At 66.0% G+C, this 13,923-nt stretch carries 14 protein-coding genes; 6 read left to right on the forward strand and 8 right to left on the reverse strand.

Annotated elements, in window-relative coordinates; genetic code table 11:
- Positions 1-35: 35 nt before the first annotated feature.
- From VFB33_11000 to VFB33_11025, 6 genes are all read left to right on the forward strand, one after another.
- The gene (locus tag VFB33_11000; protein ID HZO82209.1) at positions 36-1,238 is read left to right on the forward strand and encodes a hypothetical protein; all 1,203 of its coding nucleotides are present in this window, start codon (positions 36-38) and stop codon (positions 1,236-1,238) included.
- Positions 1,238-2,284 carry a cytochrome c oxidase subunit II gene (coxB, locus tag VFB33_11005; GenBank protein HZO82210.1) on the forward strand — a complete coding sequence of 349 codons (1,047 nt, stop codon included), beginning with the start codon at positions 1,238-1,240 and terminating at the stop codon, positions 2,282-2,284. The genes VFB33_11000 and coxB overlap by 1 nt, the downstream gene beginning before the upstream one ends.
- A gap of 10 nt (positions 2,285-2,294) precedes the next feature.
- Entirely contained in the window at positions 2,295-4,784 is a 2,490-nt protein-coding gene (gene ctaD, locus VFB33_11010) for a cytochrome c oxidase subunit I (protein HZO82211.1), read from the forward strand.
- On the forward strand, positions 4,781-5,122 hold the full coding sequence (locus VFB33_11015) for a cytochrome C oxidase subunit IV family protein (GenBank protein ID HZO82212.1): 342 nt from the start codon (positions 4,781-4,783) through the stop codon (positions 5,120-5,122). Before ctaD ends, VFB33_11015 begins: the two co-directional genes overlap by 4 nt.
- Positions 5,123-5,170: 48 nt before the next feature.
- Positions 5,171-5,983 (forward strand): cytochrome c oxidase assembly protein, encoded by an 813-nt coding sequence (locus tag VFB33_11020; protein HZO82213.1) that lies wholly within the window; start codon positions 5,171-5,173, stop codon positions 5,981-5,983.
- 257 nt (positions 5,984-6,240) lie between these two features.
- A complete protein-coding gene (locus tag VFB33_11025) occupies positions 6,241-7,209 on the forward strand; it encodes a hypothetical protein (protein ID HZO82214.1) in 969 nt (322 codons plus the stop codon).
- A 168-nt stretch (positions 7,210-7,377) separates the two neighbouring features.
- Here the strand turns inward: VFB33_11025 and dapB are convergent, their stop codons facing one another.
- The 8 genes from dapB to ispG form a co-directional block, all read right to left on the reverse strand.
- Positions 7,378-8,175, reverse strand: a complete 798-nt coding sequence (gene dapB / locus VFB33_11030; protein HZO82215.1) for a 4-hydroxy-tetrahydrodipicolinate reductase — start codon at positions 8,173-8,175, stop codon at positions 7,378-7,380.
- 106 nt (positions 8,176-8,281) lie between these two features.
- Positions 8,282-8,533: a hypothetical protein gene (locus VFB33_11035; protein ID HZO82216.1), complete on the reverse strand. Its 252-nt coding sequence runs from the start codon at positions 8,531-8,533 to the stop codon at positions 8,282-8,284.
- Positions 8,534-8,557: 24 nt separating this feature from the next.
- Positions 8,558-9,571: an NAD(P)H-dependent glycerol-3-phosphate dehydrogenase gene (locus VFB33_11040; GenBank protein HZO82217.1), complete on the reverse strand. Its 1,014-nt coding sequence runs from the start codon at positions 9,569-9,571 to the stop codon at positions 8,558-8,560.
- A 32-nt stretch (positions 9,572-9,603) separates the two neighbouring features.
- A complete protein-coding gene (locus tag VFB33_11045) occupies positions 9,604-10,224 on the reverse strand; it encodes a DUF1054 family protein (GenBank protein ID HZO82218.1) in 621 nt (206 codons plus the stop codon).
- Between the two features lie 50 nt (positions 10,225-10,274).
- Positions 10,275-10,661, reverse strand: coding sequence for a GFA family protein (locus VFB33_11050; GenBank protein HZO82219.1), 387 nt, complete (start codon positions 10,659-10,661; stop codon positions 10,275-10,277).
- 85 nt (positions 10,662-10,746) lie between these two features.
- Positions 10,747-11,367 carry a CDP-alcohol phosphatidyltransferase family protein gene (locus tag VFB33_11055; GenBank protein ID HZO82220.1) on the reverse strand — a complete coding sequence of 207 codons (621 nt, stop codon included), beginning with the start codon at positions 11,365-11,367 and terminating at the stop codon, positions 10,747-10,749.
- 32 nt (positions 11,368-11,399) lie between these two features.
- Entirely contained in the window at positions 11,400-12,692 is a 1,293-nt protein-coding gene (hflX, locus tag VFB33_11060; protein ID HZO82221.1) for a GTPase HflX, read from the reverse strand.
- A gap of 71 nt (positions 12,693-12,763) precedes the next feature.
- The gene (gene ispG, locus VFB33_11065) at positions 12,764-13,915 is read right to left on the reverse strand and encodes a (E)-4-hydroxy-3-methylbut-2-enyl-diphosphate synthase (GenBank protein HZO82222.1); all 1,152 of its coding nucleotides are present in this window, start codon (positions 13,913-13,915) and stop codon (positions 12,764-12,766) included.
- Between the last annotated feature and the right edge of the window lie 8 nt (positions 13,916-13,923).

Here is a 13,923-nt window from a genome sequence, read left to right on the forward strand (position 1 = left end):
ATGACGGCGCGGATCACACGAGCCCTGGAATAACGATGAGCCCCAATTCTCATTCTTCGCATCAGCCCGCGGCGCACCGGCCCGCCTTCGAGCTGCCCGCGCAGCCGATGAGCACGGTCGCCGTGGTGCTGGTGATCGCCGGCATAATCGGCTTCGGCACCGCGCTCAGTTACGGCCTGAGCGCGCGCGCGTGGGAAGCCTACCTGGTCAACCTGCTGTTCTGGATGGGTGTGGCGCAGGGCGGAGTGGTCGCCTCAGCCGCGTTCTACCTGACCCAGGGGCGCTGGGCCGGCCGTGCGCATTACCGGCTGGCCGAGGCCTTTTCGGGCTTTCTGGTGCTCGGCTTCATCCTGTTCTGGGCGCTGTATTTCGGGCGCGACGCGATCTTTCCCTGGATCAAGCATCCGGTGCCCGCCAAGGAGGGCTGGCTCAACGTGCCCTTCCTGTTTGCCCGCGACGGTATAGCGCTGTTCGTGATGACCGTGCTGAGCCTATGGTTCGTGGCCGCCTCGCGCAGCGATGAAGCGAGGAAGTGGGCCGAGACCTCCGGCAACATCTATATGCCGCCCAAGGCGGTGCGCCGCCTCGCGCCCGCGGTCGCGATCTGCTTTGCGCTGGTTTACACACTGCTGTCGTTCGACCTCGTGATGTCGCTCTCGCCGCTGTGGCACTCGACGCTGTTTGGATGGTGGTTCTTCGCGGGCACGTTCTGGAGCGCGATCGTGACGATGTCGCTCAGCGCGGTGTGGCTGCGCCGGGTGCTGCCCGCGGGCAATGCCTTCACCAACAAGCGGGTGCTGCACGACTTCGGCAAGATGGTTTTTGCGTTCTCGATTTTCTGGGTTTACACGCTGTTCGCCCAGTACATCGTGATCTGGTACGGCGACATCCCGATCGAGACCTTCTTCGTGGTTTTGCGCACCCAGTATCTGCCGTGGGCCTTCGTGTCGTGGCTGACGCTAACCCTGGTCTGGATAATCCCGTTCTTCGTGCTGCTCGGCCAGCGGCCCAAGCGCACGCCGCGTATCCTGGGCACGGTGGCGCTGCTCGGGATGATCGGAATCTGGTGCGAAATTTACGTGCTGGTGGTGCCTTCGCTGTCGCCGCGCACGGTGCCCTTCGGCTGGGTTGAAATCCTGGTCACCGCGGGCTTCGCGGGCGCCTTCTGGCTGTGTTCCTACCCTGGGCTGAAGCTCGCGTCAGTGGCCGCGGCCGAGCCAATCGGAGAGTTGCACTGATGAAGCCCCCGCTTCGCTTTATGACCAAGGCTTCGCTTGCCTCAGCGCTGCTCGCGCTGGCCGCGGCGTTGGCCGGCTGCGCCAAGCAGTATCCGATGGATACGCTGAGCAACGGCTCGGACTACGCGGTCAAGATCCATTCGCTGTACGTCTTCGTCAACTGGATCGACGCCGTGATCATGCTCATCGTGCTGGTCACCGCGTTTCTCGCGCTGTTCTGGTTCTCGACCCGGGTGGGCGAGCCGGGCGAGCCCAGCTCGGTCACTTCCGACCTGCGGCTGGAAGTGGCATGGACCGCGATCCCGGCACTCATCCTGGTGATGATCTCGGTCCCCACCATCCGCACCATCTGGCAGACCCAACCCGACAAGTGGCCGGCCGACGCCCTGACCATCAACGTCATCGGCCATCAATGGTGGTGGGAGTTCCAGTATCCGCAGTACGGGATCGATACTGCCGACGAGGTTCATTTCCCGGTCGGGCGAGTGATCCACTTCACCCTGCGCTCGGGCGACGTGATCCACAGCTTCTGGATCCCGGCGATGGGCGGAAAACGCGACGTTATCCCGGGGCAGATCAACGAGATTACGTTCACCGCGCGCGAGACCGGCGAGTTTCCCGGCCAGTGCGTGGAGTTCTGCGGCACTTCGCACGCCAACATGCGGTTGCGCGCCTTCTCCCAGACGCCGGAGGATTTTGCCAAGTGGGTCAAGGCGCAGCAGGCGCCGCCGGTGACGCCCAAGGAAGGCACGCCGGCCGCCGCCGGAGCGCAGGTCTTCGCCGACGCGCCGTGCGCGATCTGCCACACGGTCAAGGGGCTGTCGGGCTTCTCCAAGGAATACGCCGGGACCTATAAAGGCCCCGACCTCACGCATTTCGGCTCGCGCACCACGCTGGCCGGAAGCATTCTGACCAACGATCCGCACAACGTGGCGATGTGGATCCAGGAGCCGGACCGGGTCAAGCCGGGCGCGATGATGCCGACGCTGGGCGTCAAGGGCAAGGACCTCAACGATCTCGTCGCTTATCTCGAGAGCCTGAAGTAGGTAGGGGCCAATGGCTGCGCAACCAAAAGAGCTGGCGCTGGAACACGCGAACTATCTGACGAGCGAGCGCGGGATCTACAGTTGGTTGACCACTGTCGATCACAAGCGGGTGGCCGTGCTCTACGGCATCGCCTCGCTGTTCTTCATGCTGATCGGCGGCATCGAGGCGATGCTGATCCGGACCCAGCTGGCAGTGCCCGACAACACCGTGCTCTCGGCGCAGGTCTATAACCAGATGTTCACGATGCACGGCACGACCATGATCTTCATGGTCGTGATGCCGTTAGAGATGGGGTTCTTCGCCAACTTCCTTATCCCGCTCCAGGTCGGCGCCCGCGACGTCGCCTTCCCACGCATCAACGCGCTGAGCTTTTGGGTCTTCCTGTTCGGCGCGCTGTTCATGAACGTCGGCTGGTTTACCCTCTCGCTGCCTGACGCCGGATGGTTCGGCTACGCCAACCTGACCGAGCGCTACTACACCCCCGGGATCAACATCGACCTCTGGAACATCGGCCTGCTCATCCTGGGCGTTTCGACGCTGCTGAGCGGCCTCAACTTCTTCGTCACCATCGTCAACATGCGCGCCCGCGGCATGACGTTTATGCGGATGCCGATGTTCATGTGGGCGATGCTGGTAACGACAATCCTGATCCTGCTCGCCTTTCCCTGCCTGACTGTGGGGCTGATCTTCCTCTTCCTCGACCGTTTCGTCGGCACCCATTTCTACCGGGTCGCGATCGGCGCCACGCCGATTCTGTGGCAGCACCTGTTCTGGCTGTTCGGCCATCCCGAGGTTTACATCATGGCGCTGCCGGCTTTCGGGATGATGTCGGAAATCATTCCGGTGTTCGCCCGCAAGCCGTTGTTCGGGTACGCCGGCATGGCCTATTCGATCGTGCTGATCGGCTTCCTGTCCTACGGCGTGTGGGGCCACCACATGTTCGCGACCGGGATGGGGCCGGTGGCCGACTCGACGTTCGCCATCACCACCATGCTGATCGCGCTGCCGACCGGGGTCAAAATCTTCAGCTGGATTGCGACCATCTGGGGCGGCTCGCTGCGGATGAAGACCGCCTTCCTCTTCGCCGTCGGCGCGGTGCTCGAGTTTACGATCGGCGGGCTGAGCGGGGTGATGCACGCCACGGTGCCGGTCGATCTCCAGCAGACCGATACTTACATCGTGGTCGCCCATTTCCACTACGTGCTGTTCGGCGGGATGATGTTCGCGATCCTGGGCTCGTTCTTCTACTGGTGGCCCAAGATCACCGGCCGGATGATGAGCGAGACGATGGGCAAATGGCAGTTCTGGCTAACCATCATCGCCTTCAACGGCACATTTTTCCCGATGCATTTCCTCGGCGTGTGGGGGATGCCGCGGCGCATCTACACCTACGCGCCCGGGATGGGCTGGTCGTTCTGGAACATGTTCGAAACCCTTTCCGCCTACCTGCTTTTCCTGACCTTCGTCCTGTTCGGAATAAACCTTATCTGGAGCCTGTTTTACGGCGAAAAGGCGGAGGCCGACCCTTGGGACGGGCGCACTCTGGAGTGGGCGATTCCCTCGCCGCCCCCGCCGTACAACTTCGAAACCCTGCCGCTGGTTCGCGGCCGCGACGCGTTTTGGGTTGACAAGTACGGGGTGATGGTCGAGGAGGGGCACGGCCACGGTAGTGCGCCCGCCTATGGCGAGACCTCCGGCGCGGCGCCGGCGGCGGAGCATGCGCCGAGCGAACACGGGCCGATTCATATGCCGGCGCCCTCGCTCTATCCGCTGCTCTTCGGGCTCAGCCTGACGCTGGGCGGGATCGGTGCGCTGATGGACTGGTACCGCATCGACATCCTTGCCGCGCTGTTCCTGTTCCTGTCGATCATCGGTATGGCTTTCGAGTACGCCGACCACGGCGAGGAGCACGTCCACGCCGATCCGCCGACCTACCGCGGCATCGACCACCGCAAAGCCGGGATGTGGGCGTTCCTCGGCTCCGAGTGCGTGTTCTTCGCCTGCTTGATCTCGACCTACCTGGTTTACAAGCCGCGCAACGTTGGCGTGGGCGCCGAGGTGCTCAACATCCCGCTGACCTCCTTCAGCACCTTCATCCTGCTGATGTCGAGTTTCCTGATGGTGCTGGCGTTGGCGGCCACCCAGCGCGGCGACCGCAAGTGGTCAACCATCTGGCTGTTCGGCACCGCCTTCTTCGGTCTGATCTTCCTCGGCGGCCAGGTTTACGAGTTCAGCACCCTCTTCCTGGACGAACACCTCTCGATGCAGGGCAGCCTGTTCGGCCAAACCTTTTACACCCTGGTCGGCACGCACGGATGCCACGTCGCGATCGGCGTAATCTGGCTGTTCGTGATGGCGGTCGCGTCGCTGGGCGGCAGAGTTGGCAAGTCGCGCGCGCTGTCGGTCGAGATCGCCGGCCTGTACTGGCACTTCGTTGACGTGGTGTGGATCCTGATCTTCACCTTGATCTACCTGATGAGGACGGTGAAGGGCGCATGAGCGAGAACGTGGCAGTCGCTGGGCACGCTCCCGGCGCGATGGAACATGGCGGACATCCCGGACCTGGGGTGTATGCGATCATCGCGGTCATCCTGGTCATCCTGACCCTGATGGAGCTGACCGTCTATTACGTGCCGGCATTGCAGCCGGTGCTGGTGCCGATTCTGATCCTGCTGGCGATCGCCAAGTTCATCCTGGTCGCCGGCTTCTACATGCATCTGCACTACGACCAGAAAATCTTCAGCATCTTCTTCGTCTTCCCGTTGGTCCTGGCCTGCTTCATCGGCGCGGCCCTGATGATGATCTTTTCGGCGCTGGGGACGCATCTGGCGCTCTGAAGTATGTTTGGCGGCCGGTGTGCGTCGCGCGCCAGCCGCATCGGTACTATGTTCGAAATCGATCCCTCCTCGGCGGTTGGCATTGCTTTTCTCGCGCTCCTGTACGTCGCGCTCGCGTGGCGGCTGGGGCGCCGGCCGACCCAGCGTCAGATCTTTTTCTTTGGCCTGTTCATCTTTTCGATGCTGCTTACGTTCGGGCCGCTCGACGAGCTTTCGGACGACCGCTCGTTCTGGGCCCACATGCTCGAGCACTCGCTTCAGAGCTGGGTGATCCCGCCGCTGCTGTTGCTTTCGGTGCCGGATTGGATGCTGCGGCCGTTCCTGACGAGCAAGCCGGTCGCGCCGCTGGCGCGCTGGTTTTCCAATCCGCTGGTCGCCTTCGTCACCTTCACCTTCGTTTACGTCTTCGCGCACGACCCGCCGATCTTCGACCTGATGACGGCCAACGAGAATTTCCACATCGCGGTCCACGTCGCTTTCATGGTCGCCGGCACGATCCTGTGGTGGCCGCTGCTTAGCCCGATGCCGGAGTTTCCGCGCCTGAGCTACCCGATGCAGATCCTGTACATCTTCCTGCTGATGGTGCCGATGACGGCGGTGGCGGCGCCGCTCACGCTGTCGGAGAGCGTCACCTATCCGTGGTACCTCGGTGGGCCCCATCCGTTCGGACTGACCCCGCATCAGGACCAGGTGATAGGCGGAATCCTGATGTGGGTCGCCGACAGCTTCTACCTGATTCTGGTTACGACGCTGATCTTCTTCCGATGGGCGCGCAGCGACGAGATCGAGGAGCCGCCCGTCAACTTCCGCCGCCCGCCCGAGCTGCGCGTCCTGCGCCCGCATCATCGCGCTCGCGTCTGAGCCTGGATCGCAGCGTCCGCCTTCGCCCATCGTACCGAATTCCTATATCCGGTGAGGGTTTACGGCGCCGGCGCCGGAGGTGGCTTCCATCACCCCGCAACCTGGCCTAATACTGAAAATAAGGCGGCACCCTGACGCGCGGGCCGCAGGAGGCCACGTCATCATTCACAGAACAGCGGGCCGGCCCGGTCCGCGACGCTCGTACTTGAGTTTGCGGCGCTCTCCGCTCTTAGCGCTACGCCCGGAAGGAGGATGCGATGATTTCCCGAGTGCGCATGCTGATCGACGGGGCGGTGGCGGGAGTAATCGGTGCGGTCGTGATGGCGCTGTGGTATCTGATCTTCGACGCGGCGCGCGGCGCGCCGCTCAACTCTGCTGAGGCGCTCGCCGGCACGCTCTTCGCCGGTTTCGGTCCCGGTGTGCAGCATGCCCAGGTCGGGACAGAAATCCTGGGGCATGTCGTCTTCTACTTGTGCGTCTTTGCCCTGATCGGCATCGCGGCGGCGGTCCTGCTGGAAGCCGCCGAGGCCGACACGGCGTTGTTTGCCACGATGCTCGTGTTCGTGATCGCTTTTGAGATTTTTTCGATCATGATCATGATGCTGCTCGGGCCGTCGAGCGCCGTGTCGCAGCCGTGGTGGAAGTTCATCATCGGCGACCTGATGGCGACTGCGGCGATGCTCGCGTTTTTCCTCGAACGCCATCCGACCCTGGCCCGCCAGCTCGAGGGCCCGTGGATGGGCGTGGCCGACGAGGGCGCGATCGCCGGTGTGATCGGCGCGATCGTTGTCGCCGTGTGGTTCCTGATTTACGACGCCGCGGCCGGCCATATGTTCCTGACCCCTGCGCTGCTCGGCGCTGCCATCTTTCAGGGCGTGTTCGACCCGGGCCAGGTGGCGGTGACGCTGCCGCTGGTGCTCGGCTACACGGCGCTGCACTTCTTTGCCTTCATTTTGTTCGGGATCGCAACCGCGATCCTGCTGCGCGCGGCCGACGCCGAGCCGGCGTTCGCCGTCGGCGCGCTGTTCCTGCTCGCGATCTTCGAGGTCTTCTTCGTCGGCGCTTTGGCGGCGTTCGACCGCGCGGCACTCGACGCGCTGGGCTTTTGGAAGATCCTTGCGGGCAACGTGGTCGCGATAGCCGCGATGCTGGTGTACTTCAGCCGGCGGCATCGAGGATGGATACCGCGCCTGTTGGAGCGCTGGGAATCGTTGCAGCGCGTGTGAATCTCCCGACCGCTTCTTGTCCGAGGGAGACCGCCATCAGCAGCGCAAACGAGGGAGCGAGGTCACCAGGTTCGCCTTTGTGCCATAAGCGCTCGGGCCACTGCCTTGCGGGCGCATGACCTCTTCCCAACCCTCCTCTTGGGCAAACGAGGGGAACGGAAGGGCGCTCTACAGCCCGAGCACGTCACGCATCGAGTACAACCCGGGCGGACGCTTTTCCAGCCATGCCGCCGCACGCAACGCGCCGCGCGCGAGGGACTCGCGGCTCTGTGCGCGATGCACCAGTTCCAGGCGTTCGCCCTGGCCGCCGAAGATCACCGTATGGTCGCCGACGGCGTCGCCCGCCCGCAATGCCATCACCGCGATCTTCTCTGCCGGCCGCACGCCGGTTATCCCTTCACGCCCGTAGATCGCGGCGGCGGCGAAGTCCTGCCCGCGCGCCTGCGCGATCAACCTTCCCAGCGCGACCGCAGTGCCGCTGGGCGCATCGATCTTCGTGCGATGGTGGATCTCCATCACCTCGGCGTCGAAGTCGGGCAGGATCGCGGCGACTTCGGCGACGATCTTCATCAGCACGTTGACGCCCACGCTCATGTTGGGCGCGATCACGGTACGCGTGCGCGGGGCGATCACGCGCGCGCGCGCCTCCATCTCAGGTGTGAAACCGGTGGACCCGACGACGATCGCGGCGCCGTTGTTGGCCGCGATTTCCAGATGTTCGAGCGCGGCGCCGGCGTTGGTGAAATCCAGCGTGACGGTGTCAGGACGGGCGAGCGCGGCGTAGTCGGTGGTGATCGCGACGCCTAACCTACCTGCGCCTGCGACTTCGCCCGCGTCACGGCCGAGCGCGGCGACGCCCGGCGCCTCCAGCGCGCCGGCGAGGTGATGGGTCTTGTCGGCGGCGACCAACGAGACCAGCAGCCGGCCCATCCGGCCAGCCGCTCCAGCCACGATAAGGTTAGCCATCGTCGCCTCCGTCGCGTCGGCCCTTTCCAGTTGCGAGCGGCCCAGCCCCCAACCGCCTTAAGGGCGGGTCAGGATTGCTCCGCGTGTCGCCGTGAGGGTACGGACCTCAGCTTGCGGGGGCCGCGGGCGCGGCGGCGCCACCGCCGGCCGCGGCTGCCTTGCCGTGGGCGGCCTTCCAGTGCTCTTCGCACAGGCTGCCGCGAAAGCGCCGCTTGCGGCACTTCTCCGTGGTGCAGGTCTTGTAGCGCGGCTTGGGCATCTCGCCCGCGCGCCACAGCCGGTAATGTTTGCGGCAGTAGTGCTTCGCGATCGCCTCGCGGTTGCAGTCCTTGGCTTTGCAGGTTCCCTTGTTCGCCATCAATGTTTCTCTTGAGGGCCGCGCCTAAAATTCGGCTTTCAGCTCGCGGCTCAGCAGTTCCTCGACCATAGCGTTTGCCGCCGCGCCTTCATAGAGGACCCGGCAGACCGCGGCGACGATCGGCATCTCGACGCCCATGCGCTGGGCGAGGCGGCGGATCGCGCGCGCGTTGGACATCCCTTCCGCCACCGGGCGCCCGCCCGCTGCGCCGTGTTCCGACTCCGTGCTTGCGCCGGCGGGCTCGCCACGTCCGATCCTGAGCCCCAGCGCACGGTTGCGCGAGAGTTCGCCGGTACAGGTCAGGACGAGATCGCCCAATCCCGCCAGCCCCGCCATCGTTTCCGCACGTCCGCCCGCGCTCGTCGCAAGCCGCCCGACCTCGGCCAGGCCGCGGGTTATCAGCGCGGCACGCGCGCTGGCCCCGAGCTCGAGCCCGTCGCAGATGCCAGCGGCGATCGCGATCACGTTCTTGGCCGCGCCCGCCAGCTCGACACCGACGACGTCGGTGCTGCGATAGACCCGCAGCGAGCGCGAGGCGAACAGCTCCTGCACGTCGCGCGCGACCGCATCGTCGCGGGCGGCGGCCACCACCGCGGCCGGTTTGCTGCGCGCCACCTCGGCCGCGAACGAGGGGCCGGAGAGCACCGCGACGCGGCTGACAGCGGGCGCCGCCTCGGCCAGCATCGCGCTCATCGTTTTGAGCGAGCCGTCTTCGATCCCCTTGGCGACGCTGACCAGCGTGGTATGCGCGCCGAGGGCGGCGCCGACCGGCGTCATCGCGGTCCGCGCGAAACCCGACGGCACCGCCATCACGACGACCTCGGCCGTGCCCGCCGCTTCCACCCATCGGTCGCTCAGGGCGAGCGCCGCGGGCAGCGGCACGCCCGGTAGGTAGGCCTCGTTCTCGCGCCGCGCGCGCATCGCGGCCGCATGCTCCGCGCGGCGCGCGCACAGCGTCACGCGATGGCCTGCGCGGGCCAGGCCGACGGCGATCGCGGTACCCCATGCACCGGCGCCGAGGACCGCTATTGCGCTCATATCCCGATTGTGCGCCGCAGTCGGCGCGCACGCTACGCGACCGAGCGGACAGCGCGGTACAGCGGCTCCAGCTCGCGGTAGGCGTCGAGCAGCTCGGCGCGATCCAGGCGCAACGCCTCGCGCACGTTCCAGCCGAAGCCGAGGTCGATCCCGCCGGTTTTCTTGCTCAGCGCCTGCGCAAGCTCATCGAAAAGCTCCTGGCCGGCGGTCGCGGAGGAGGGTAGGGTGCTGAAGTCCCACTTGTCATAGCGTGCGATCGCAGTGCCACGCAGCGCACGCGCAAGTTCGCCGGCGCGGCTTCTGATCGCGCGCGCCATCTGCGGCCGCCGGTCGGCCTCCGACTTGACCACCACGCGCGCATGGAGTCCGGCGCCCGACACGCACAGCGCAAGATAGCCGTAGCGCTTGTAGCCCTTGGGCGAGGGACCGAAGGCGGCCCACGTCTCGGGCGGCGGATTCACGGTGCGGCGCGCGTGCTTGGCGACATGCGGGAAAAATTCGAGATGGAGCTTGCGCGCCAGCTCGGGCGCCAGTTCCTCGCCCAGTCGCAGCAGCTTGGGCCGCACATGCGCATAAATCTGCTGCATCCGCTCGTTGAAGCCCTCGACCTTGAAGACCGCGAAGTCGGTCGGAGTGAACCCCAGGCCTGCCATGTCTCCACCGTTCCCGATAAAAGGTTTGATTCGGCGCCAGGCGCGGGCGGTTAGCCGCGCGCCGCGCGGTAGCCCACGATCGCGGCCTCCCAGTTGCGGCCGTCGAAATGATCGCGCGCGAGGCCGGTCAGGTCGAGGCCCTCCAGGCAGCGCGCGTTGACGTCAATCTTGTCGGGGTCGGAGCGCGGGATGTAGAACGGTGCGCATCCGCACGTCGGGCAGAAGTGGTGGCGGGCGACGCCGGTGTTGAAGGTGTAGGTGGCGAGGTGGGACTCCGGCGTCCGCAGGCGGAAGCGCTCGCGCGGGACAATCCAGTGCAGATAGCCTTTCTTCGCACAGATCGAGCAGTTGCACTCGCTCACCCGCTCGGGACGCCCCTCGACCTCGAACGCGATACGTCCGCAATGACATCCGCCGCGCGAGACCTCCGCGCTCATCGATCGTCCTCCGCCGCTCGCTTTCTTTTATGGAATCGGAACCAGGGAGAGCTTAGCCCGTTTTGCGCCGGGGCCCAAACCCGCCTCAGGAGAAGAGCTCGGGGACGTGCTGGCTGAGGAAAACCAGCCCCTGGTAGGAGTAATGGACGCCCGCGATCGCGGTCACCCCAGCCGTCAGGTACAGCAGCGCATACCAGCTAGTGACGCCGAGACCGAAGTTCCCGGTGAGCGCGCCGATCACGCATGCGATCTGGAGCACAGTAGTCAGCTTGCCGAAGATGCTGGGGCGCACCGGGAAGCGCTCGCTTGAGGTGAACGAGATCATCAGGTAGCCGAGCAGCAGGACCACGTCGCGCATCCCGGCCACGATCAGCAGCCACGGCGGCAGGCGATGATTGATCGTCAGCATCACCAGTCCACTCAGCAGCAGCATCTTGTCCGCGAAGGGGTCGAGGATCGCGCCCAGCTCGGTGCGGATGTCGAGGTAGCGCGCCACCGTGCCGTCGAGCGCGTCGGTCAGCGCGGCGATGCCGAAAACGTACAGCGCCCCTCGGTCGCGCTCCTTGCTCATCAGTACAAGGAACACCGGCACCAGGCCCAGGCGGCACAGGGTGATGATGTTGGGGGCCTTGAGCAGCTGCCCCAGGCGCACACGGGCGAACGTGGGCGGCGCCTGCTCCGGCCTTGGCGAGGGCGTAGTAGTCATCGCGCCCCCCTATTGTTGGACGTGCAGATAGCTCAGGCAATCGCCGCCTTGCGCAGCCGCCCGGCCAGCGGCGCACTGACCCGCGCATGCAGGGCGACCGTGCCGTCTCGGTACTCTTCGCCCAGCACCTCGCCGTCGCGCCGCGCCATCGCGATCAGGTCGCCACGTCCGACGGGCAGGGTGACCGCGATCTCCTCGCGCCAGCCGGCAAAGCGGCGCGCCAGCGCGCCGCGCAGCGTGTCGAGTCCGCGGCCGCGCAGGGCAGAAATCGTGACCACCTCGGCGTCTGGTGACGGCCGGATCGTGTCGGCCGGCAGCAGATCAACCTTGTTCATTACGACGATCCGCGGCCGCCCGCCCGCGCCGATTTCCTCCAGCACGCGATCGACGACTTCCATCCGCTCCGCCGCCAGCGGCGAACTGACGTCAACCACGTGCAGCAGGAGGTCCGCCGTGCGCACTTCCTCCAGCGTTGCCTTGAACGCCTCGACCAGCATGTGCGGCAGGCGATGGATGAAGCCAACGGTGTCGGCCAGCATCACGGTCGCGCGGTTAGGCAGGCGCAGGCGGCGGATGGTCGGATCGAGGGTGGAGAACGGGCGGTCGGCGGCCTCGACCCCGGCCTGAGTCAACGCGTTCATCAGGGTGGATTTGCCGGAGTTGGTGTAGCCGACCAACGCGACGGTCGGATACGGGACTTCGATTCGGCGCCGGCGCTGGACCGCGCGCGTGCGTTCCACCTCGCGCAGACGCGCGCGCAGCCGGGTCAGCCGCTCGCGTACGCGCCGGCGGTCAACTTCAAGCTGGGTCTCACCGGGGCCGCGGGTGCCGATCCGTCCGCCGCCGGCGCCCGCACCCGCGGCCTGGCGCGAAAGGTGGGCCCACTGGCGGGTCAGGCGCGGCGCGAGGTAGCTGAGCTGCGCGATCTCGACCTGGAGCTTGCCCTCCAGCGTGCGCGCGCGCTGGGCGAAGATGTCGAGGATGAGCTGGCTGCGATCGAGCACGCGCAGGCCGAGTTCCTTCTCGAGGTTGCGCGCCTGGCCGGGGCTGAGCGCGTCGTCGAAGATCGCCAGCGTCGCGCCGCGCTCGCGCGCCAGCTCGCGCAGCTCGGCGACCTTGCCGCGCCCGATGAAAGTGCGCGGGTCGGGGCTTCTAAGGCGCTGGCTGAGCGTGGCCGAGACGTCGGCGCCGGCGCTATGCGCCAGCGCGTCGAGTTCGGCGAGTGAATCTTCGCTGGTGATCGCGCCGTTCGCTCCGGCCAGCTCGATGCCGACCAGGACGGCGCGCTCAGCTTCTTCGACGGTGGGGGTCGGCGTGAAACCCAGAAGGCAAACCTCGTTCGATTTCCGCTACCAGTCTATCAGAGATCGCCGTCTCAGGGGCAGGGCGGAGCCCTTCAGTTAGCGACGGCGCGCTCGGCGATCAACTTGTCCACTTCGAGCTTGAGCCGGCCGAGCACTTCGCCGTAGCGGAAGTTGCCCAGCTTGCGGTCTTTGCGCTTGAGGTTCACCGTGGTCGGGCCGCACCACAGGCCGAGGTCGGCGTCGTCGGTTTCGCCCGGCCCGTTCACCCGGCATCCCATCACCGCGATCGTGATCCGATGGCGCGCGGCGTATGCGGTAATCTCCTTGACCTGCTGCGCCAGCTCGACGAACTTCTCGTTCTCCACCCGCGAGCACGACGGGCACGAGATGATGTTCAGCCCGGTGCCGAAGTCGGGCACCGAGATGAAGCGGCCCTCGGCGACGTCGCTGATGATCTGATGGCCGACCACGACCTCCTCGTGCTTGCGCTCGTTGGGCAGCGTGAGCGAAACGCGCAGAGTGTCGCCGATGCGTTGGGCGAGCAGCTTCTCGAACGCGATGCGGGTCTTGATGATGCCGTCGGGCGGCAGCCCTGCCTCGGTGACACCGAGATGGAGCGGGACGTCGGGACGGCGCGCGGCGAAGCGGCGGTTGGCTTCGAGCACTTTGGCCGGGTCGGAGTCCTTGAGCGAGACCACGAAGCGCTCGAAGCCGAGCTCGTCCATCAGCTCGCAGTGCCAGACCGCTGATTCGACCAGCGCGGTCAGCTGGTCGCCCGGATACCTTTCCACAAACGCCGGCGCGACCGAGCCGCAGTTGACACCGATGCGGATGGCGAGGTTGTAAGCGCGCGCCACCTCGACCAGCCATCGCACCTTCTGCGGGATGCTCTTGGACTTCTCGATATGGTGCAGGTGGCCCGGGTTGTAGCGGATCTTGTCGACGTACGGACCGACCTTGTCGGCGATCCGGTAGTTTTCCTGGAGATCGACCGAGAGCACCACGCCGGCGGTCTGCGCGCGAATCTCCTTGAGTGCGGCGACCTCTTTTTCGTTGTCGAGCGCGATGCGCACGATGCCGGCGCCGGCGCGCGCGAGCTGATGGGTCTGGGCGATGGTCTGGTCGACGTCCATCGTGCGCGTCGCGCACATCGACTGCACCACCAGCGGCGCGTCGCCGCCCACTTTCAGTCCGCCGATATCGATCTGCCGCGTCGTGCGGCGGCTTGTCCCTGCCTGCTCCATCGCGCCGA

It is taken from the genome of Candidatus Binataceae bacterium, from assembly GCA_035650475.1.
Classification (GTDB): Bacteria; Desulfobacterota; Binatia; order Binatales; family Binataceae; genus JAKAVN01.